The sequence below is a fragment of the Brenneria populi genome (assembly GCF_036016195.1).
Lineage (GTDB): Bacteria > Pseudomonadota > Gammaproteobacteria > Enterobacterales > Enterobacteriaceae > Brenneria > Brenneria populi.
In genome coordinates this window covers 1-20,639 of record NZ_JAYWTM010000020.1, presented here as the reverse complement: position 1 = coordinate 20,639, position 20,639 = coordinate 1, and the positions used below count along the sequence as shown (strand labels likewise).

Below are 20,639 nucleotides of genomic sequence, written 5' to 3'. Positions count from 1 at the left end.
TGAATTTATTATTTTTTTATATGGCTACCCGGGGCCGGGACGGCAAGTGAAATAGCCCTGACGGGATAGGTTCTAATCGGTGGCGGCATTAAAAAATGGCGTCATACTACCCTTTCTCGGCATCCGTAGCAAAAATGCATCCCGGCGGGATGAAGACTGACGCGGTTGGTGCGAAGAGAAGTACGCCATTCGGCGTACTCAATAGCGTGAAGCAAAATGAATCGCCTTACTTTTTATCTTATCGGTACGAGATGCTATTGCTCACCGTCGGCATATTCGCCGTAAGCGGTCTTATGGTTTCTAACGTTTATAGTATGCCTTCAAATGGATTCCAGCTTTTGCCGCCTTTCATCTCTTTGAGGTAATAAGCGTAATTTGCGGTTGTTCCCCACATCATCGCGATTAAGATATTAATAGGCAGTTCCACAGCGTTAGGTAACGACATGCCGATAATTTTTTCCACAATAATTTGAATAACGCCAATCGCCACCGTCAGCGCTATCAGGGAGAGATTCTTTCTCCAAACTCCGATGATGAAAAAATAGATGCAACCGAAGAAAAAAGCATAATAATTCATATTAATCAGTATCCGGCGGAAGAATTTTTCTTTCTTGAGCGCTATGCGGAATTCCTGGGTTTTCGGTGCGCCGTGCTGTGCAAAAAAGTTGAAACGGATTTGCCACTTCTCCGCATATTTACCTGTTTCCGTTGCTTTCATGATGATCCCTTCCATTATTGGGTTTTCGGATTGGTATAATAATTGCGAAGCAATCCTACTATCAGATAGGTTATTTTTCTATAAGATACCGATGAGCCGCAGCATAAAATATTTAGTGAATAGAATAAGTTGAATGCATATTATTGGTCGGCGCAGCCAACGCGCACGAAGGGCCGTAGTGATGCGGTCATGTCGTTTTTATGCCGTCCGGGCCGCCGGCTATCAATGCCGGCGGCCCGGACGGCAATGACTAACGGCGGTAGTTCTTTTGCGCGGTATTGACTTTGTACAGATAACGCCGCGACTCGCTCGATGGATGTTTGGTAGTCAGCGTATCATACACCTCGCCCGGCGACATGTTGTTGATAATATTGACCGCGCGATCCCTATCGCTGGAGAAGACCCGCAGCACGCTGCCTGCGCCGCCGTTGTAGGCGGTGATGACGGCATAGCGGCGCGACGTCGGGTTCTCGATGCCGGCCAGATAGCTGTTTTTCAGGATCGACAGATAGGCGGTGCCCGCATCGATATTATTCTCTGGATCGAACAGGTAGCTGCGGCTTGGCTGTCCCCATTTCCCTTTCATTTTGAATACGTCGCGGCCGGCGCTGTGCTGGACCACCTGCATCAATCCCAGCGCGTCGGCATGGCTGACGGCATACGGGTTGAAGCTGGATTCGGTCTGCATGATGGCGAGGATCAGCGACTCTTCGACGCCGTAGCGCTCCGCGGCTTTACGCACCAACGGCAGGTATTTGTGCGCGCGCTTATCCAGATGATTCGGCACGAGCTGGATGGTGATCGACCAGATGACGTGCAGCCCCGAGGTGCGTTTTTGCAGGCGGTTCTGCAGCAGATAATCGGCGAAGTTGGCGGCGCGCCCTTCCCAGCGGATCGGCTGGCCGGTGTTGTCCAGCACCTGGCCGTACAGCATCGGCTCGCGGCTGATCTGAATGTCGTTGGCATCCGAGTACAGGTCGGTGTTGCTGGCGTCATCGCCCATCAGCAGGGTGGTGATGATGGCCTGACGCAGGCTGGCTACGGAGTTGGTCGCCGAGATGGTCTCCACGGTGATGGTGCCGGCGTCAAAGTTGATGTGACTGCGGGTCTGATATTGATCGGTATATTTTACGTAGTCTTTCGGCCCGGCAATCAGGACTTCATTCATCCCCCAGATATTCTCGATGTTATTGGCGAATTGCCCCATCAAGATATCGAAGGCGTTGGTATCCTTGACGAACTCTTCATTATAGGCCGGGCTTTTGCTTCCCGAGCAGGAGACCAATAACGGTGCGACGATCAGCAGAGCTAAAATTTTCTTCATATAAAAAGCCGTGTCGGAATAAGGGCGCAAAAGGGCCATCCGGCCCGACAGTATCAATGACTCGGAGGCGTATAGCCTTCAACGTGCACGTCCTTACCTTCGAACAGAAACTTGATCATCTCCTGTTCCAGCAGTTTGCGGTCTTCAAGGTTCATCATGTTCAATTTTTTTTCGTTGATCAGCATGGTTTGCTTGGTTTGCCACTGCGCCCAGGCCTCTTTTGAGATCTCGTTATAGATACGTTTGCCCAAATCGCCCGGATAGAGCTGAAAGTCCTGGCCTTCGGATTCGCGCTGTAAAAAAGTACAAAAAATGGTTCTGCTCATGTTTCTTCCTCATTAATTTTGCAGGCATTCGGTAGTATCGGTAGCGGTTGAGCCAATGCGCGCAGCAGGCGTTCAACCGGGGCGGCCAGCCCGACGGAAGGCGGCTGCGCTAAGTTATACCAGAGACCCGGGCCATCATCCATGCAGGAGCCCGGCTGCGGGATATCCTGCGCCGAAATATTCAGCCATAGCGGCACGATATCCAAATGAAAATGGCTGAACGTATGTCGGAAAGCGACCAGCTGTTGCAGCCCATCAGCGTTCAGACCACGCTGCCGCAGCCAGAGTTCCAATTCGTCGCGCCGGTTGAACTGCGGAAAGCAAAACAATCCGCCCCATAGGCCAACGGCGGGCCGCTGCTGTAGCCACACCGTCGACCCCTGCTGCAGCAGCAGAAACCAGCCGGTCTTTTCCGGCAGCGTCTGTTTGGGTTTCTTGCCGGGGTATTGCGGCCAGCTGTGATTGGCGTAGGCGATGCAGCCGTTATTCAGCGGGCAGAGCTCGCACTTGGGACGGCTGCGGGTACAGACCATCGCCCCCAGATCCATCATCGCCTGATTGAACTGACCGACGCCTTCGGCCGGCGTCGTCGCGTCGCTTAACGCCCATAGCTTTTTCTCCACCTCTTTTTTGCCCGGCCAGCCGTCGACCGCGTAGCAGCGCGCCAGCACGCGCTTTACGTTGCCGTCGAGAATGGGGTAGCGCTGCCCCAGAGAGAGCGACAGTATGGCGCCGGCGGTAGAGCGTCCGACGCCCGGCAGGTCGGCGATTTCGTCGAACGTGGCGGGGAAAACGCCGCCGTGGCGGGCGACGATGGTTTGCGCGGCCTTGTGCAGATTACGGGCGCGGGCGTAGTAGCCCAGCCCGGTCCACAGGTGCAGCACTTCGTCCAGCGGGGCGGCGGCCAGCGCCTTCACATCCGGAAAGCGCGCTATAAAGCGTTGAAAATAAGGAATGACCGTGGCGACCTGGGTCTGTTGCAGCATCACTTCGGAGAGCCATACCTGATAAGGCGTTTTCTCAAGCTGCCAGGGCAGGGTTTTTCGGCCATAGCGTTGGTACCAGTTCAGCACCTGGTGCGCGAACTGTTGCGCTTGCATCATAAAAGGGATCACTATCCGGCAGGTAAAAAGTCTGACAGCGATTCCAGCACAGAGTGAATGTGCTGTAAACCGGAACTTTCCGAGGCGGCGCTCTTGCTAAACCACAGTATCCTTGCATAATGCGCGTTTCCTTTATGAAATCGGACGGGCGGAAAGCACCTTTTATGATTAACAACGTCATCTCACCGGAATTTGATGAAAACGGACGCCCGCTGCGTCGCATACGCAGTTTTGTTCGTCGTCAGGGGCGTTTGACCAACGGGCAGCAGCAGGCGCTGGATAACTATTGGCCGGTGATGGGCGTGGAGTTTCAGGGAGAACCGCTGGCGTTCGCCGCGCTATTTGGCCGCGATGCGCCGGTGGTGCTGGAGATCGGTTTCGGGATGGGCGCTTCGCTGGTGACCATGGCGTCGCAGCATCCGGAGCAGAATTTCCTCGGGATTGAAGTTCACCTGCCGGGCGTCGGCGCTTGCCTTTCCGCAGCGCATGAGGCCGAGGTCGGCAACCTGCGCGTCATGTGCCATGACGCGGTGGAAGTGCTGGAAACCATGATCCCCGACGGGGCGCTGTCGATGGTGCAGCTGTTCTTCCCCGATCCGTGGCATAAGGCCCGGCATAACAAACGCCGCATCGTGCAGGCGCCCTTCGCTGAGCTGGTGTTGCGCAAATTAAACATCGGCGGCGTTTTTCACATGGCGACGGATTGGGAACCTTATGCGCAGCATATGCTCGAAGTGATGGGCTCCGTCGCCGGGTATCGCAATCTTTCCGCTAATAATGACTATGTCGCGCGGCCGGAATCACGCCCGCTGACGAAATTTGAAGCTCGCGGCCAGCGTTTAGGGCATGGCGTGTGGGATTTGATGTTTGAGAGGATAAAATAATGGCACAGGCTCGTAGCCGTCGTTTACGTAAAAAACTGCACATTGATGAGTTTCAGGAACTGGGTTTTTCCGTGAGCTGGCGCTTTCCCGAAGGAACCGGCGTTGAAGATATCGATCGGATGATGGATAAATTCGTTGATGATGTGATTGAGCCCAACGGCCTGGCGTTTGAAGGCAGCGGCTATCTGCAATGGCAGGGGCTGGTCTGCCTGCAGAAAACCGGCCACTGCACGGACGAGCACCGTTTGCTGATCGGCCATTGGCTGGAAAGTCAAAGCCTGACGGATGTTAAGGTCAGCGAGCTGTTCGATATCTGGTGGGATTTACCCGAGGAACTGCTCTAGATTTTTGGCCCGGCCGGGTGGCGCGCCGTTATCCAGCCGTTTTCGCCCGTAACGGCCGGCGCGTTCATCCTTTCCCCCGCTGTTTCCCTCAGGAGAAAATATGCTGCGTAAAATGACTCTGGGTTTATTGATGCTGTCGACCTGGCAGGCTCAGGCCGCATACCAGTGTAATGTTAATCCGCAGGACGATATCGTTATCAGTCCGCAACAGGTACAGGTTATCGGCGCCAGCGGTAATTTACAAATATCCCCGCAGGGCGACATGATGCGCAACGGCGCGCCGCTGACGCTTAGCGACGGGCAGCGCCAGCGCGCCAAAGCCTATCAGGAAGATATCCGTCAGCAGCTGCCCTGGATCGATCGGGGCGCGCGGCAGCATCTGGAAAAAGCGCGCGCGGCGCTGGACAAAGTGATAGTGCAGGAGCTGGGCAGCGGCAGCAACGTGCGCAACCGGCTGACCACGCTGGACGGCCAGATGAAGCAGCAGATGAACCGCATTATTGAACACCGCGGCGATGGCCTGGCTTTCCACCACCAGGCGATTAAACAGGTTGAGCAGGACGGCAGGCAGATCGTCGAGCAGAGTATGGGCGGCGTATTGCAAGACAGCCTGAACGAAATGGGCGTGAAGCAAATGTCGAACGGCGGCAATCCGCTACAGGCGATGATGGGCAATCTCGGCGGGCTGCAGAAAGCGATTCAGACCGAATGGAACAATCAGGAAATGGCGTTTCAGGGGTTTGGCCGCGAAGTCTGCGACCGGGTGACGTCGCTGGAAAATCAGCGTAAAGAGCTATTGGGGTCGCTTAAATAAGCGCGCCGGCAAAAAATCGACCGAAAACCCCGGACGGTTGACAAACCTATCGTCCCCTGGCGCCGCTTGTCAGGCTTGGTCAGCAAACTCAACCGGGCGGCGCCCGGTTTCGGCCTGTTACGGCGTCGGGCTGGCGATGGATATCCGTTCAGGCGTCAGCGCATTCAGACAGCGCTGCACGACATCCTCCATCGGCGCGTCGATATCAATCGCCACCACATCCGCTTCATTCTCTTGCGGAGCTTCCAGCGCCATAAACTGGCTTTTGAGCAAACTTTCCGGCATGAAATGGCCTTTACGCCGCCGCATACGCTCTAACACCAGCGCGTAATCCCCGGTTAGCCAAAGAAAGGTGATGCCGTGATTACTCTCCCTCAGCCGATCTCGATAGCGTTTTTTTAATGATGAGCAGACCAGAAGACCCGTCTCATTCTTTTGCTGTAGGCTGAAGATGACGTCGTTCAACCGTTCAAGCCAGGGTTCGCGATCGTCGTCATTCAGCGCCTGCCCCTGGGACATTTTGACAATATTGCGACGCGGATGAAGATCGTCGCCGTCGATGAATTTGGCGTGCAGCCGCTGCGCCAGCCGCGCGCCCACGCTCGACTTTCCCGTGCCGGACACGCCCATGATTACCACGCATTTTCCTGCCATAAACGCTCCTTTATATAGCGCGAGTCGAGCGGTTAAACCGCCACCAACATACCGCCATCAACAAACAGCAAGTGGCCGTTTACGAAATCGGACGCCCGGGAGGAGAGGTAGACCGCCGCGCCGATCAGCTCTTCCGGATTGCCCCAGCGGGCGGCGGGCGTACGTTTGCACAGCCATTGGGTAAAGGCTTCATCCTCAACCAGCGCTTTGGTCATCTCGGTTTTGAAATAACCGGGCGCGATGCCATTCACCTGAATGTTATAACGCGCCAGCTCGACGCACATTCCGCGCGTCAGCATTTTTACCGCGCCCTTCGACGCCGCGTATGGGGTGATGGTGTCCCGTCCTAGCTCGCTCTGCATGGAGCAGATATTAATAATTTTGCCGCGTAGCCGTTTGACCATAAAACGGGATACGGCCTGAGAAACCAGGAATACGGATTTTTGGTTAACGTCGATCACCGCATCCCATTCATTTTCCGGAAACTCGGTAAAGGGGTGGCGGCGCTGAATGCCGGCATTATTAATTAATACATCGATCTCGCCGATATTTTTTTCAATTTCGGCAATGGCGCTATTAACGGCCGGACCGTTCGTGACATCAAATGCGCAGGCATAGGCCGTAAATCCGCCATCGCGTAATTGACCGGCGGCATGTTGGGCGCGTTCGTCGGTAATATCATTGATAACAATCTCGGCTCCCTGTTCGGCTAATCCTTGCGCCAACAGAAAACCAATGCCTTGCGCCGAACCGGTGATAAGGACTTTTTTATTTTCTAACGAAAAAAGATCTTTCATTGCGTACTTTCCCGATAAATAAATAGAATCGCATGCTCTATTAAAATGATGAGAAACCCGATCCCGCTGACATGCGGGATCAATGCGTGATAATAAATCCTAAATAATTCGGGCCGCGGGATGGCGTACCTGAACCCTGATAGTAACGGCGGCGCAATCGCATCGCCGGTGCCGGACCTTATATATATCAAAGCGGTTTATTTCCGATAGGACTGTGACATAGATCACTTAATATCGTGTTACGCAGGGGTGTTACTCTTTACGTGATCCGCCGCCCGTCTATGGGCGGCAATATGGACCGACGCCGCCGGTTATTTATATAACATAATGAAAAATAATATTATTTATTCAATCCTGGCAATGTTACGAGAGCTATTCGGGTAACATCCTTCCCTTTTCCCGCAGGGGCGGTGCATAATCCCCGTTTTGAATCAGGAGATATCCGGGCCTTCCCGCATGAAAAGCCAGCGCGTTACGTTACAGGACATTGCCCAATTATCAGGCGTTACCAAGATGACCGTCAGCCGTTATCTGCGTACGCCGGATAAAGTCTCGCCTGAAACCGCGCAGCGCATCGCCCAGGTGATCGCCGAGGTAAATTACACGCCTGACGAACGCAAAGAGACCATAGCGGCGCCCGCGCCGCGCATCGGTATTCTGGTTCCCTCCTTTAATAACCAGATTTTCTCCGATCTGCTGGCCGGCATTGAGTCCGTCACCGCATTGAACGGTTACCAAACGCTGGTGGTCAACTACAACTACGATAAAGCCCGTGAAGAGGAGCAGATTGTCAACCTGCTCTCCTGTAATATCGCCGGGCTGATCCTGACCGATTCCGAACATACGCTGCGCGCCGCTAAGTACCTTGATTCCGCCAATATTCCCATTGCTCAGGTGATGGATCTGCAGCCGCTGCCGGGTCGTATCGTGGTCGGGTTCAACAATACGCAGGCCGCGTATGATATGACGGCGGCGATTCTGGCCAGCGGAAAACGCCATGTGCTCTACTTCGGCTCCATGTCCGATATTCGCGACCGTAAACGCTATCAGGGCTATAGCCGGGCCATGCGGGAAGCCGGCCTGGAGCCGATGCAGATTTCGCCCAACAAGGTCTCTTCGGTCTCGATCGGCGCGGATATGCTGGCGTTGATACGTCAGATGTATCCGCAAGTGGACGCTATTTTCTGTACGAATGATGATATCGCCGTAGGGGTATTGCAGGAGTGCCTGCGTTTGTCGCTTAACATACCCGCTAACATCGCTATTTCCGGCTTTCACGGTTTAGATATTGGGAAAGCCACCACTCCCGCCATCGCCAGCGTCGTTACTCCGCGCTTTGAGATGGGGAAGGTGGCGACGGAGATATTAATCAAGAAAATCAACCATCTGCCAACGATAGAGTATGTCGACCTACACTACCGCCTTTCACTGGGCGGCACGCTATAACTCCCCATTCGTCAAACAGTTGCGGCATAAGGCGCGGCGAAAGCCGACTGCAATGCCACGCGGATCACGTTACCAGTAACATCTTTCCTTAACATGATTTACAGTGATATAAATCACAAAAATAAAAGCTGAAAAAGGTTCTTATATTTATAACGTCAACAATGTCTGATGATCGTAAATAACAGGGAACTAAAATTAAATTTGAATATTTATTTTTGCGTTGATTTGTTTCGAGAGTCTATTTTTTAGAGTGAATTTCGGTATGCCATGATGCGGGGAGTAATATTTATCCGTATCACATAACTCCTTTTATATTAATTAGCGCCTTCTTTTTTAATTCGGTGCTCGGGGATCCTTTTAATATTTCCCTGGCGCACGATAACAATACAAAGTAAATAGGTAATCATGATGACGAATAAAAAAATAGCTATTCAGCGCTGGTGGTATTTAATGCCGATTATTTTTATTACCTACAGCCTCGCCTATCTCGATCGCGCCAACTATGGTTTTGCGGCGGCGTCGGGTATTGAGGTGGATTTGGGCATCAGTAAGGGAACGTCTTCGCTAATCGGCGCGCTGTTCTTTCTCGGCTACTTCTTTTTTCAGGTGCCGGGCTCCATTTACGCCGTCAGGCGCAGCGTGCGCAAACTGATTTTCGTCAGTTTGGTCCTCTGGGGTCTATGCGCCGCCGCAACCGGATTGGTGAATAACATTCCGATGCTGATGGCGATCCGTTTTATCCTTGGCGTGGTGGAAGCGGCGGTAATGCCCTCAATGCTGATTTATATCAGCTCCTGGTTCACCAAAGAGGAGCGTTCGCGCGCCAATACGTTTCTGGTATTGGGCAATCCGGTGACCGTTTTGTGGATGTCCATCGTCTCCGGCTACCTGATAAACGCGTATGGCTGGCGCGAAATGTTCATCATCGAAGGGGCGCCCGCCATTATCTGGGCGTTTATCTGGTGGTTCCTGGTTCGCGATAAACCCTCCGAAGTAACCTGGATGAGCGCGCAGGAAAAAGCCGACTTTCAGGCGGTGATGGATGCCGAACAAAAAAATATCAAACCCGTCCGCAACTACGGCGAAGCCTTTCGCTCGCGCAATGTGATTATTCTGTGTGCCGTACATGCGTTATGGAGCATCGGCGTTTACGGTTTTATGATGTGGATGCCTTCGATCATCAAATCCGCCGCCTCTTTGGATATCGTGTCCGTCGGCTGGCTCTCGGCGCTGCCTTACTTCGCCGCTATCGTACTGATGCTGACGGTTTCCTGGCTGTCGGACAAGATGCAGAACCGTAAACTCTATATTTGGCCGTTACTGTTGATCGCCTCGTTGGCATTTTTCACCTCCTATGTCATCGGGACGCAATACTTCTGGGTTTCTTATGCGCTGTTAGTGGTGGCCGCCGCCTGCATGTATGCGCCCTATGGCCCGTTCTTCGCCCTGATCCCCGAACTGCTGCCTAAAAATGTATCCGGGGTTTCTATTGGCCTGATCAACAGTTTCGGCGCGCTGGGCGCGTTCCTCGGCGCCTGGCTGGTCGGCTATCTGAACGGCATTACCGGCAATCCGAGCGTCTCCTATAGCTTTATGGCCGTTGCGCTGCTGCTCTCGGTGCTGCTGACCATTACGGTTAAGGCGCCGGGCGATGAGAAAAAATCACGATTGGCGGCGTCGCACCCTTAACGCCGGCGCCGCCCGAGCGGGCGGCGTCAGCCGTTGCCGAACAAGACATCGAGCGCTAAGCGTGCGCGGTTCGTAAAGAGGCGGCGGGTGCGTTGTGGTAACGTCGAACCGTGCGAATGTAGCCTTATCCCGCAAGATTCACTCTTGCGGAGCCGTCGTTCGCGCGAACGCTTTCCTCTTCGCTTGCATCGCCGCCGGCCTGAAACTAAGGCGCCGGGATGGTAAAGCGGCGGTGGATCGCCTCCAACTCATCCAGTATTTCTTGATCCAGCGTGAGCTCCAGACTGGCGAGGTTGGTTTCCAACTGCGCTATTGAGGTCGCCCCCAGCAGCGTGGTGGCGACAAACGGCTGTTGGCGCACGAAGGCCAGCGCCATTTGCGCCGGGTCGAGACCGTATTTTTGCGCCAGCGCCACATATTCGGCGATAGCCTGTTCGGCATGCGGAGCGTTATAGCGAACAAAGCGGCTGAACAGCGTGTTGCGCGCGCCGGCGGGTCTGGCGCCGTTAAGGTATTTCCCCGTCAGCGTGCCGAACGCCAGCGCGGAGTAGGCCAGCAGCTCCACGCCTTCATGCTGGCTGATTTCCGCCAGGCCCACTTCAAAACTGCGGTTCAGCAGGCTATAAGGGTTTTGAATCGACACAATGCGCGGCAGGTTATGCTTTTCCGCCAGATGCAGATAGCGCATGACTCCCCATGGAGTTTCGTTGGAGACGCCGATATAGCGGATTTTCCCCGCCCGAACCTGTTCGCTCAGGGCTTCCAGCGTCTCTAATAACGTAACGGCCGGTTTTTCATCCGTATATTGATAATTCAGTTTGCCGAAGTAGTTGGTTTGCCGCTGCGGCCAGTGCAGTTGGTATAAGTCGAGATAGTCGGTATTCAGACGCGTCAGGCTTGCATCCAGCGCGTCGCGGATGTTTTTGCGGTCCAGCGCCTGCTGCGGGCGAATAGCGCTATCATTACCGCGCACCGGGCCGGCCACTTTGCTGGCCAGAATCAACTTTTCACGTCCGCCGCGGGATTTCAGCCAGGAGCCGATGTAGTTCTCGGTTAATCCCTGCGTTTCCGGGCGCGGCGGCACCGGATACATCTCTGCGGTGTCAATCAGGTTAACGCCGGCGGCAATAGCGCGATCCAACTGGGCATGCGCGTCGGCCTCGCTGTTTTGTTCGCCGAAGGTCATGGTGCCAAGACCCAGAACGCTCACTTCTAAAGAACTATGGGGAATACGGTGATATAGCATTGCCAGCTTCCTTTATCTCTGCGAATGGCCGGTGTTGTTATACCCGTCATCTTCAGGCGGCAGGCGTATCGCCGCCCGCATCCTGAACGCTCATGGGTATCGACACCTGAATTCGACTATAACGGAGCCGTGGCATGTGGGGAAGCGTCTTTATCGTTTAAAGCCGCGGGGGCGCAAGGTTGGCTAAAAACGGCGAACATCAGCGTTCGATTATCTGGGAGACCCGATCGCCGTTAATCTGTCTCTCGTTTCCCTCTTCATCGATGTAGCCGATCATTCCGGTCTCTTTGTCCAGGACCGGTTTACCGTGCGTCAGCAGCATTTCTCCCTCTTTCGTCGCAATCACATAGTTACCGGCGCAGCCGCACAGGGTGAACAGCAGCGTCAGCGTTACCGCTATTTTCATCCGAACTTTCATCATCATTACCTGTTACCGAATTACCTGTTGCCGAGAGTAAAAAACGGGAGCCGTCGGCGAGTCTAACAAATAGATCGTGAGGATTAAGTAAGAATAGTGGGAAAAATTGATAGGAGGAAGCTAACGTCCGTTAAGGCCGAGGACGCGTCCGAAGCGGGGGAGAGGGGACGCCTCGCCCCGCGCCTTTCGGTCCGGCAGACGGCCGGTCAACCGTCTGCGGCTGTTCAATCTGCCGCGTTGGCTTTTTTGCCGCGCAGCAGATTCAGCGCTTCCACCGACATGGAGAAGAACATGGCGAAATAGATGTAGCCTTTCGGCACATGAATATCGAGGCTCTCCAGAATCAGGGTGAACCCTACCAGGATCAGGAACGTCAGCGCCAGCATTTTGACCGACGGATGGCGATCGACGAACTCGCCGATGGCTCGGGCGGAGAACATCATTACGCCAACCGCGATCACCACCGCCGCCATCATAATAAACAGATGGTCGGAAAGGCCGACGGCGGTAATCACCGAGTCCAGGCTGAAGATGATATCCAGCAGCATGATCTGTACGATGGCGCCCCAGAATGAGTGCACCTGAGTCGCATGCTCCTCCGAGCCGCCTTCTACCATTTCATGGATCTCTTTGACCGATTTCCAGATCAGGAACAGCCCCCCGAAAAACAGGATCAGATCCCGGGTGGAGATCTCATTGCCTAAGAGGGTAAACAGCGGATTTGTCAGGCGGATAACCCAGGCGATGGACGCCAGCAGCCCCAGACGCATCAGCATGGCGCCGAGCAGCCCCAAACGGCGAGCTTTATTTTGTTGGGCTTTGGGTAATTTGGCGACAACCAGCGACAGAAAGATAATGTTGTCGATACCCAGAACGATTTCCAGAATAGTCAGCGTACCCAGAGCTAACCAGGCATTCGGATCAACAATCCAATCGAACATTATATCAAAGTACCTTAAACGAAATGTAAACAATATTATACGCTGCTAGCTTAGCGAGCAGGCAAGAAAAAAACGTCGCCGGCTATAGCAGAAAATGGCGCGCCAGCAGGGGAGCGGTGAACGTTTTCTTTAAGTAGAATCCACGTGGCAAGGTCAGAATCGGTTGTCCAAACTCGCCAATCGCTTCCGTCAGCGCATGGCTATTCGCCGCTTTGGGGCGCAATTGTAGCACTTCGCCGTGGCGCGCGGTGACTCTTTCAACCCGGCCGAGCACAATTAAGTCCATCAGCTCTTCCCAGTCGCGCCGTAGCCGTTCCTCTTCTTCCCGGCTGGGGCTCCAGATAAGCGGCGCGCCGATGCGGCGCTCGCCCAGCGGAATACTGCGGGAGCCTTCGACCGGTATCCATAACACCCGCGCCAGCTTGTGTCGGACATGGCTGCTTTCCCAGGTGACGCCGCTGTTGCCGGTTAACGGCGCCACGCAGACGAAAGTGGTCTCCAGCGGCCGTCCCTGTTCGTCGATGGGAATGGTCTTCAGTTCAATGCCGATGTCGGGGAAATCCTGCTCCGGTTTGCTGCCGGCGCTGGCGCCCAGAAAGCGCTCCAGCAGTACGCCGATCCACCCCTTATCCCGTTTCAGATTGGCCGGCAGCGGCAGTTGCGCGATATGCGCCAGTTCAGCCAGGTTGTAGCCAGCAAGCGATTGGGCGCGCTGCAGCAGCTCCTGCTCGCTCTGCGGCGGCGCGATGGAAACGGAGGGTGAATTCATAACGTCTATGGCCTGATTTTTTCTGATTAAAAAAAATACAATGTTTAAAACGCGTTAGTGCACAACCTGATAGCCGGTTGAGAAATTCAATAATAGCATGATTCATAGCGATTTTTTTTAGCGGCGCGACGCCGGCCGGGTCCGCGTTGGCAAACTGTTCACCTGTCGACGCCAACAATGAACAGGATCTTACACCATCTTATCCACAGATTTCTTGGATAACCGGCATAAAGATAGATTACTGGTTTGATTTACAGCCTTGACGCCGGGGGTTTTTACTGTTTTTGTCTGTTTTTTGCCTGATGGCGGCGGCGCTTCTGTGGATAAAATCGGCGTCGCGCGATCTTTCGCCACCGTTTTGGCGGCGGCTGTTCAATCGGAGGATCTTCCGGTGATCTAGCTGTTAAAAAAATACCTAATGCAATGAATGGCAATGATTATTTTTTTATTGCCGCCGGCGTGCCTTTTTAAGCGAAAAATAAGTTTTACTCACTTTTTCATGGGTTCTACACAAAGATGTCCACAGAAATAGTGAATAAAACGGCCATATTGAACTTTACATGTTTATAACTTCGATTAACTCTGTGGGTTATCGCACATTTATTAGAACGATAACTGTTCCAAGCAGTGGTTTACCGTCTGGCGGGAGTGTGAAACAATCAAGTCATCTTTGCATTTAAGTCTATCGAGGTAGTCCGGTGATCGATGATGATGGCTACCGCCCGAATGTTGGTATTGTAATTTGTAATCGGCAGGGACAGGTCTTATGGGCCCGCCGTTACGGTCAGCACTCCTGGCAGTTTCCCCAGGGGGGGATTAACCCCGGAGAAAGCGCGGAACAGGCGATGTACCGCGAACTGTATGAGGAAGTGGGGTTAAGAAGAAAAGATGTCCGTATTCTGGCATCTACCCGCAGCTGGCTGCGCTATAAATTACCGAAGCGTTTGGTGCGTTGGGATACAAAGCCGGTATGTATTGGCCAAAAGCAAAAGTGGTTTCTGCTACAGTTAATGTGTAATGAGTCGGATATCAATATGCAAAGCAGTGGCACGCCCGAGTTTGATGGTTGGCGCTGGGTCAGTTACTGGTACCCGGTCCGCCAGGTCGTTTCTTTCAAACGCGATGTTTACCGTCGGGTGATGAAGGAATTTATCAGCCCGGTGATACAGCTTCAGGAGAATGCCGCGGTTCGCCCGGCTTCGTCGTCCGGCTTCCGGCGGAAAAGAGGATAATACAGGCACATCATGCTCACGCGCTTGCGGGAAATTGTCGAAAAAGTAGCGGCGGCGGCCCGCCTTAGTGATGCGCTGGAAATTCTGGTCAATGAAACCTGCCAGGCGATGGACACGGAAGTCTGTTCAATTTACCTGGCCGATCACGATCATCAATGTTACTACCTGATGGCGACGCGCGGATTGAAAAAACCGCGCGGACGCGCCGTTACGCTGGCTTTCGGACAGGGCGTGGTCGGCCTGGTTGGGCAGCGCGCCGAGCCGATTAACCTGGCCGACGCCCGCGCTCATCCCAGCTTCAAATATATTCCCGCCGTACGGGAACAGCATTTTCGCTCTTTTCTCGGCGTGCCGGTTATCCACCGTCGTCAGCTGCTGGGCGTCTTGGTGGTGCAGCAGCGTGAGCATCGCCAATTCGATAAAAACGAAGAGTCGTTTATGGTCACGCTGGCGACCCAGATGGCGGCCATTCTCTCCCTGTCGCAGATTAAAACGCTGTTCGGTCAATACCGCCAGACGCGCATCAAGGCGCTGGCGGCGTCGCCCGGCGTTGCGCTGGCGACGGGGTGGCGCGACTGCAGCCAGCCTTCGCTGGAGCACGTTTTTCCGGCTTCAAGCCTGGATAGCGAACGGGAGCGATCGCGATTAACCCAGGCTTTGGAAGAAGCGACGGCGGAGTTCCGCCGCTTCAGCAAGCGTTTTAGCGCCGGCGCGCAGAAAGAGAGCGCCGCTATTTTTGATCTGTACACCCATCTGCTGAACGACGCGCGCCTGAAGCGGGAGCTGTTTCAGGAAGTGGATGCTGGCAATGCGGCGGAGTGGGCGGTCAAGCTGGTGATTGAGCGTTTCGCCGCGCAATTTTCTAATTTGCAGGATACCTATCTGCGGGAGCGCGCCGGCGATCTACGCGCATTAGGGCAGCGGCTGCTGTTCCATCTTGACGATAACGCGCAAAGCATCGGGCAATGGCCCGAACGCTTTATTCTGGTCGCCGATGAGCTGACGGCGACGCTGTTGGCGGAATTGCCGCGGGAACGGCTGGCGGGCGTGGTGGTATTCGACGGCGCGGCGAATTCGCATGCCGCTATTCTGGTGCGCGCCATGGGGATCCCGACCCTGGTCGGCGTGGATATTGAGCCGGAGCTGCTTAATCAGCGCTTGCTGATTATCGATGGCTACCGCGGCGAGCTGTTGGTGGATCCTGAGCCGGCGCTGGAGCAGGAGTACCAACGCCTGTTAGCGGAAGAAAATGAGCTAACGCGCCTGGCCGAAGATGATGTGGATCGCCCGGCCGTGCTGAAAAGCGGCGAGCGTATTCAGGTGATGTTGAACGCCGGGTTAAGTACGGATCATGAGAAACTTTTTATTAATCAGGTCGATGGCGTAGGATTATACCGGACTGAAATCCCCTTTATGTTTCAGAACGGTTTTCCGCCCGAAGATGAACAAACGGCGCAGTATCAGAGTATGTTGCAGCTCTATCCGACGCGCCCGGTGATGCTGCGCACGTTGGATATCGGCGCGGATAAGCCATTGCCTTATTTGCCGATCGCTGAAGAGAACCCTTGCCTCGGCTGGCGCGGGATTCGCATTACCCTCGATCAGCCGGAAATATTTTTGGTGCAAATCAGAGCCATGCTGCGGGCGAACGCGCATACCGGCAATTTGAACATCTTGTTGCCGATGGTCAGCAGCCTGGATGAGATAGACGAGGCGCGCGGTTTGCTCGATCGGGCGGTAGGCGAGGTTGAAGAGCTGATGGGGTTCCCGCAGCCTAAGCCGCGCCTCGGCATTATGATCGAAGTACCCTCCATGGTGTTTCTGCTGCCGCATCTGGCCGCGCGCGTCGATTTTGTTTCCGTCGGCTCCAACGATCTTACGCAATATCTGCTGGCGGTGGATCGTAACAACACTCATGTGGCCGCGCTGTATGACAGCCTGCATCCGTCGATGCTGCAGGTATTGCATACCATCGCCGCCGAGTGTCAGCGTCACGCCATCCCGTTTTCGGTGTGCGGCGAGATGGCCGGCGAACCTCTGGGCGCCTTAATGCTGATAGGATTGGGATATCGCTCTCTCAGCATGAATGGGCGCAGCGTGGCGCGTATTAAATATCTGCTGCGTCAGCTCGACTTAACCGAAGTGCAAACGCTGGTGCGGCAGCTGCTGAAAGCCCAAAGCGCCCGCGAAGTCCGGCAGTGGGCCTCTATTTTTATCGAGGAGCGCGGGCTGGGCGGTTTGATTCGGGGCGGCCGTTGATTGCGGTTATTGAAAATGTTTTACAGAACTTTCCCAATCTCAAAACTTATGAACCCGGCGCGCTATGCTATGATGCCTCGCCGCGGCTTGCGGGACGGATAACGACTATTCCGGCTTTATATACCGCTCCGATCGGGGCGACACAATAAATGATGTGGTGAACGATGACGACGAGCTATCTGGCGTTTCCTCAGTTTGATCCGGTGATTTTTTCGCTTGGGCCGGTGGCGTTGCACTGGTATGGGCTGATGTATCTGGTTGGGTTTGTGTTTGCCATGTGGTTGGCTATTCGCCGGGCCAACAAACCCGGCAGCGGCTGGACGAAGGATGAGGTGGAAAACCTGCTGTATATGGGGTTCCTCGGGGTGTTTATCGGCGGCCGCCTGGGCTATGTATTGTTCTATGCGCTGCCGTCATTTTTGCAAAACCCGCTCTACTTATTCAAAGTTTGGGACGGCGGCATGTCGTTCCACGGCGGTCTGATCGGCGTGATTTGCGTGATGCTGTGGTTCGCGCGCCGGACGAAGCGGCATTTCTTTCAGGTGTCCGATTTTATCGCGCCGCTGATTCCATTCGGCCTGGGGGCCGGGCGTCTGGGCAACTTTATCAACGGCGAACTGTGGGGACGCGTAACCACCGACACGCCGTGGGCGATGCTGTTTCCCGGATCGCGCGGCGAAGATTTGGCGCTGGCGGCCGGCAATCCCCAGTGGCAGGCGATTTTTAATCAGTACGGTCTTCTGCCGCGTCACCCCTCTCAACTTTATGAGATGTTGCTTGAAGGGATTGTTCTGTTCATCATTCTGAATTTTTTCATTCGTAAGCCCCGTCCGATGGGGAGCGTCTCCGGGCTATTCCTGATTGGTTACGGCGCGTTCCGCATCATCGTGGAATTCTTCCGTGAACCGGATGCCCAACTGGGGCTGTTCAGCAATATCCTCAGCATGGGGCAAATCCTGTCGCTGCCGATGGTGATAGCGGGCGTTCTGATGATGGTCTGGGCCTATCGGCGTCAGCCTGCCCGGCAATAGTCAGGCGTAATTTTCTAATATTCGTGGTGAGGTAGTATGAAACAGTATCTGGATCTGATGAAAAAAGTGCTCGATGAAGGAACGCCGAAAGCCGATCGCACCGGCACGGGCACGGTGTCGATTTTCGGTCATCAGATGCGTTTCAATTTGCAGGAAGGTTTTCCGCTGGTAACCACCAAACGCTGCCATCTGCGTTCAATTATTCACGAGCTGTTGTGGTTCCTGAATGGCGATACCAATGTGGCGTATCTGCATGATAACAAAGTGAGTATTTGGGACGAGTGGGCGGATGAGAACGGCGATCTCGGGCCGGTTTATGGGAAACAATGGCGCGCCTGGGGCGCCGCCGACGGGCGTCAGATCGATCAACTGAAAAATGTGCTTGCCCAGTTGAAACAGGATCCCGACTCGCGGCGCATCATTGTGTCAGCCTGGAACGTAGGGGAGCTGGATAAGATGGCGCTGGCGCCCTGCCATGCATTTTTCCAGTTCTACGTCGCCGACGGTAAATTATCCTGCCAGCTCTATCAGCGTTCGTGCGATGTCTTCCTCGGTCTGCCTTTCAATATCGCCAGCTATGCCCTGCTGGTGCATATGGTCGCGCAGCAGTGCGATCTGGCGGTCGGGGATTTTGTCTGGACGGGCGGGGATACGCATCTCTACAACAACCATATGGAGCAAACGCATCTGCAACTGAGCCGTGAGCCGCGCGCCCTGCCGAAACTGGTGATTAAACGCCGTCCCGATACGCTGTTTGATTACCGTTTTGACGATTTCGAAATCGAAGGTTACGACCCTTATCCGGCCATCAAAGCGCCGGTGGCGATTTGATATCGTCAAGCGTCAAGGCCGCGTGAGCGGCCTTCAAACCGTGGACAAAGCGATAAATTTCCCCCGGTCACTCCCCGTTCTCATCTGTCATTTCCGCCCGGTATCTCTGTCATTCCGCGTTTTCCCCGCCCTCCCGCATCTTTCCTCTGCCGTTGCATCGTTGCCGGAAAATATTGCGCATCGCCAGGCATAAAACGCTTAATGCGCTGTTTTGGCTCGCTAAAAAACCTACACTTACCGCTATGAAAACCATCGATCGGCAAGCGCAGGGGGTTACCTTGCTGGAATTATTAGCGGTGATGACTATCGTGGCGCTGCTGGCCGGCGGCGGCCTGCGCGCCTGGACGGGCTATCAGCAGGCGCTGCGTCTCGAGCAGGGGGCGCAGCAACTGCTGGCTTTTTTAAACCGGGTTCAGGCGAACGCCTACTGGCATAATGAAACCCGCACCGTTCGGCTGGTGCGGCAAGGTGAGTACTGGTGTATGGAGAGCGCTACGGACAGCGGGGGCGATGCGGCGGAGGGTTTCGCAGAGCGCGGCTGCTCCGCGGGCGGCGGCTGTTGCGACGATGGCGGGCGGCGATTTACGCGTATCTCCAAAGCGCTTGCCGTAACCCGATCGACCAGCGACGCTTTCGCTTTTTATGGCTTACGCAACGCCGCTCAGCCTGGGCATATCACGCTGTCGAATCCGGCGGGGGAAGTGCGGCTGGTGATATCGGTGCGCGGACGTATGCGCCTGTGCAGCGAAACGCGGCAGGTGCTGGCCATTCCCCTATGTTGAACATGGCGCAGCGGGGATTTACCCTGCCGGAGATTCTGCTGGCGCTCGCTCTCGGCAGCCTGATTATGCTGTCCGCGGCGCAACTCTATCCCCTGCTGCGTATGCAAAGCCAGAATAGCGCTCAGTATTTCAGACTGGAACAGCTATTCAGCCAGGCGGCATCCGGCATTGAAAAGGATATCCGGCGCGCCGGGTTCTGCGCTGGGGAATGTCAGGGAAGGGGCGTCAGCATCGGGGAGTATCCGGGGGAAATGGCGCAAAGCTGCCTTAATGTGTCGTATGATCTGAACCTCAACGGCAGCTGGGATGGCGGGGAGCGGCAGGATGAATCTTTTGGTTATCGCCTGCGGGCCGGCGCGCTGGAGATCCAGAGCGGAGCGCATAATTGCCGGGGCGATCGCTGGGAAAAGCTTTTTGATCCGCAGGAAGTGACGCTCACGCTATTTCACCTGCGGCGTTTGAACGACCGTCCCGGCGCCGCGCTGTATCAGCTGCGCTTGGCCGGCTACTGGACTAAGCGACCGGCGATCCGACAGCAGATCTCCCGGTTGGTTATAGGGCGCAATCAATGAAAAAACGCAGCGAGTCCGGCGGCGGTACGCTGGCGATGATGATGCTGATCTCCATCGCCGGACTGCTGTTGATGTCCGGCCTGCAGCGTCAGCTTGATGCCGCGATACAAACGGGAAATGATGAGCGCCACTACCTGAAAGCTTTTAATCAGGCGTCCTCATCCCTGAATTGGGCGCTGAGCCTACGCTGGCGCGATACGGAGTCCGGCTGGCAGTGTCAGGCTCTGGCGACGGACGAGCTGAAGGCCTGTCTGAGAAAGGCTTTCGACGGGGAGCAGTGGCTGCTGCGCGGGGAGGGGACAACGCCGGCATCGTCGCGTCCGCTGCGGTTATATCGGCGAGTCGTCTCCTTAACGTCGGCGGCGCAGCATGTTACGCTGCAGCCGGTATCGCATGGCTGGCTGGATTTTTGTCCGGATAGGGATAAGACTCGCTGTGCCGACGCTGAATAAGGCAGGA

At 54.9% G+C, this 20,639-nt stretch carries 22 protein-coding genes; 12 read left to right on the top strand and 10 right to left on the bottom strand.

Annotated features, from left to right (window positions below; all coding sequences use genetic code 11):
• Positions 1–307: 307 nt before the first annotated feature.
• The 4 genes from VSX58_RS16690 to mutY all read right to left on the bottom strand — a co-directional run bounded on the left by VSX58_RS16690 (position 308) and on the right by mutY (position 3,471).
• Entirely contained in the window at positions 308–718 is a 411-nt protein-coding gene (locus tag VSX58_RS16690; protein WP_327619070.1) for a DUF2628 domain-containing protein, read from the bottom strand.
• Between the two features lie 250 nt (positions 719–968).
• Entirely contained in the window at positions 969–2,042 is a 1,074-nt protein-coding gene (mltC, locus tag VSX58_RS16685; RefSeq protein WP_327619069.1) for a membrane-bound lytic murein transglycosylase MltC, read from the bottom strand.
• Between the two features lie 53 nt (positions 2,043–2,095).
• A complete protein-coding gene (locus VSX58_RS16680; RefSeq protein ID WP_327619068.1) occupies positions 2,096–2,368 on the bottom strand; it encodes an oxidative damage protection protein in 273 nt (90 codons plus the stop codon).
• Positions 2,365–3,471 (bottom strand): A/G-specific adenine glycosylase, encoded by a 1,107-nt coding sequence (gene mutY, locus VSX58_RS16675; RefSeq protein ID WP_327619067.1) that lies wholly within the window; start codon positions 3,469–3,471, stop codon positions 2,365–2,367. Before mutY ends, VSX58_RS16680 begins: the two co-directional genes overlap by 4 nt.
• Positions 3,472–3,635: 164 nt before the next feature.
• Between mutY and trmB the strand changes: the two genes are divergently transcribed.
• From trmB to VSX58_RS16660, 3 genes are all read left to right on the top strand, one after another.
• Positions 3,636–4,355, top strand: a complete 720-nt coding sequence (gene trmB / locus VSX58_RS16670) for a tRNA (guanosine(46)-N7)-methyltransferase TrmB (RefSeq protein WP_327619066.1) — start codon at positions 3,636–3,638, stop codon at positions 4,353–4,355.
• Positions 4,355–4,699, top strand: a complete 345-nt coding sequence (locus tag VSX58_RS16665; RefSeq protein WP_327619065.1) for a YggL family protein — start codon at positions 4,355–4,357, stop codon at positions 4,697–4,699. The genes trmB and VSX58_RS16665 overlap by 1 nt, the downstream gene beginning before the upstream one ends.
• Before the next feature lie 100 nt (positions 4,700–4,799).
• Positions 4,800–5,513 (top strand): YggN family protein, encoded by a 714-nt coding sequence (locus VSX58_RS16660; RefSeq protein ID WP_327619064.1) that lies wholly within the window; start codon positions 4,800–4,802, stop codon positions 5,511–5,513.
• Between the two features lie 117 nt (positions 5,514–5,630).
• On the opposite strand, the gene VSX58_RS16655 is transcribed toward VSX58_RS16660, so the two are convergent.
• The gene (locus VSX58_RS16655) at positions 5,631–6,167 is read right to left on the bottom strand and encodes a gluconokinase (RefSeq protein ID WP_327619063.1); all 537 of its coding nucleotides are present in this window, start codon (positions 6,165–6,167) and stop codon (positions 5,631–5,633) included.
• A 32-nt stretch (positions 6,168–6,199) separates the two neighbouring features.
• On the bottom strand, positions 6,200–6,964 hold the full coding sequence (gene idnO, locus VSX58_RS16650; RefSeq protein WP_327619062.1) for a gluconate 5-dehydrogenase: 765 nt from the start codon (positions 6,962–6,964) through the stop codon (positions 6,200–6,202).
• 456 nt (positions 6,965–7,420) lie between these two features.
• Here idnO and VSX58_RS16645 point away from each other — a divergent pair, with 456 nt between their 5' ends.
• Positions 7,421–8,410 carry a substrate-binding domain-containing protein gene (locus VSX58_RS16645; RefSeq protein ID WP_327619061.1) on the top strand — a complete coding sequence of 330 codons (990 nt, stop codon included), beginning with the start codon at positions 7,421–7,423 and terminating at the stop codon, positions 8,408–8,410.
• Positions 8,411–8,815: 405 nt separating this feature from the next.
• On the top strand, positions 8,816–10,099 hold the full coding sequence (locus VSX58_RS16640) for an MFS transporter (protein WP_327619060.1): 1,284 nt from the start codon (positions 8,816–8,818) through the stop codon (positions 10,097–10,099).
• A 205-nt stretch (positions 10,100–10,304) separates the two neighbouring features.
• Here the strand turns inward: VSX58_RS16640 and VSX58_RS16635 are convergent, their stop codons facing one another.
• The 4 genes from VSX58_RS16635 to mutH all read right to left on the bottom strand — a co-directional run bounded on the left by VSX58_RS16635 (position 10,305) and on the right by mutH (position 13,473).
• Positions 10,305–11,345 (bottom strand): NADP(H)-dependent aldo-keto reductase, encoded by a 1,041-nt coding sequence (locus VSX58_RS16635; protein WP_327619059.1) that lies wholly within the window; start codon positions 11,343–11,345, stop codon positions 10,305–10,307.
• Positions 11,346–11,544: 199 nt separating this feature from the next.
• On the bottom strand, positions 11,545–11,763 hold the full coding sequence (locus VSX58_RS16630) for a YgdI/YgdR family lipoprotein (RefSeq protein WP_327619178.1): 219 nt from the start codon (positions 11,761–11,763) through the stop codon (positions 11,545–11,547).
• Positions 11,764–11,987: 224 nt separating this feature from the next.
• Complete coding sequence (locus VSX58_RS16625; RefSeq protein WP_327613136.1) at positions 11,988–12,704, bottom strand: TerC family protein; 717 nt, start codon at positions 12,702–12,704, stop codon at positions 11,988–11,990.
• Positions 12,705–12,786: 82 nt separating this feature from the next.
• On the bottom strand, positions 12,787–13,473 hold the full coding sequence (gene mutH, locus VSX58_RS16620; protein WP_327619058.1) for a DNA mismatch repair endonuclease MutH: 687 nt from the start codon (positions 13,471–13,473) through the stop codon (positions 12,787–12,789).
• Between the two features lie 698 nt (positions 13,474–14,171).
• Between mutH and rppH the strand changes: the two genes are divergently transcribed.
• From rppH to VSX58_RS16585, 7 genes are all read left to right on the top strand, one after another.
• Positions 14,172–14,705 carry an RNA pyrophosphohydrolase gene (rppH, locus tag VSX58_RS16615; RefSeq protein WP_327613138.1) on the top strand — a complete coding sequence of 178 codons (534 nt, stop codon included), beginning with the start codon at positions 14,172–14,174 and terminating at the stop codon, positions 14,703–14,705.
• A gap of 12 nt (positions 14,706–14,717) precedes the next feature.
• Positions 14,718–16,964 carry a phosphoenolpyruvate--protein phosphotransferase gene (gene ptsP / locus VSX58_RS16610; protein ID WP_327619057.1) on the top strand — a complete coding sequence of 749 codons (2,247 nt, stop codon included), beginning with the start codon at positions 14,718–14,720 and terminating at the stop codon, positions 16,962–16,964.
• A gap of 164 nt (positions 16,965–17,128) precedes the next feature.
• Positions 17,129–17,995: a prolipoprotein diacylglyceryl transferase gene (lgt, locus tag VSX58_RS16605; RefSeq protein ID WP_327619056.1), complete on the top strand. Its 867-nt coding sequence runs from the start codon at positions 17,129–17,131 to the stop codon at positions 17,993–17,995.
• 36 nt (positions 17,996–18,031) lie between these two features.
• Entirely contained in the window at positions 18,032–18,826 is a 795-nt protein-coding gene (thyA, locus tag VSX58_RS16600) for a thymidylate synthase (RefSeq protein ID WP_327619055.1), read from the top strand.
• Between the two features lie 242 nt (positions 18,827–19,068).
• Positions 19,069–19,608 (top strand): prepilin peptidase-dependent protein, encoded by a 540-nt coding sequence (locus VSX58_RS16595; RefSeq protein ID WP_327619054.1) that lies wholly within the window; start codon positions 19,069–19,071, stop codon positions 19,606–19,608.
• Positions 19,602–20,180, top strand: a complete 579-nt coding sequence (locus VSX58_RS16590) for a prepilin peptidase-dependent protein (RefSeq protein ID WP_327619053.1) — start codon at positions 19,602–19,604, stop codon at positions 20,178–20,180. Before VSX58_RS16595 ends, VSX58_RS16590 begins: the two co-directional genes overlap by 7 nt.
• A complete protein-coding gene (locus tag VSX58_RS16585) occupies positions 20,177–20,632 on the top strand; it encodes a YgdB family protein (RefSeq protein ID WP_327619052.1) in 456 nt (151 codons plus the stop codon). The genes VSX58_RS16590 and VSX58_RS16585 overlap by 4 nt, the downstream gene beginning before the upstream one ends.
• Positions 20,633–20,639: the final 7 nt, after the last annotated feature.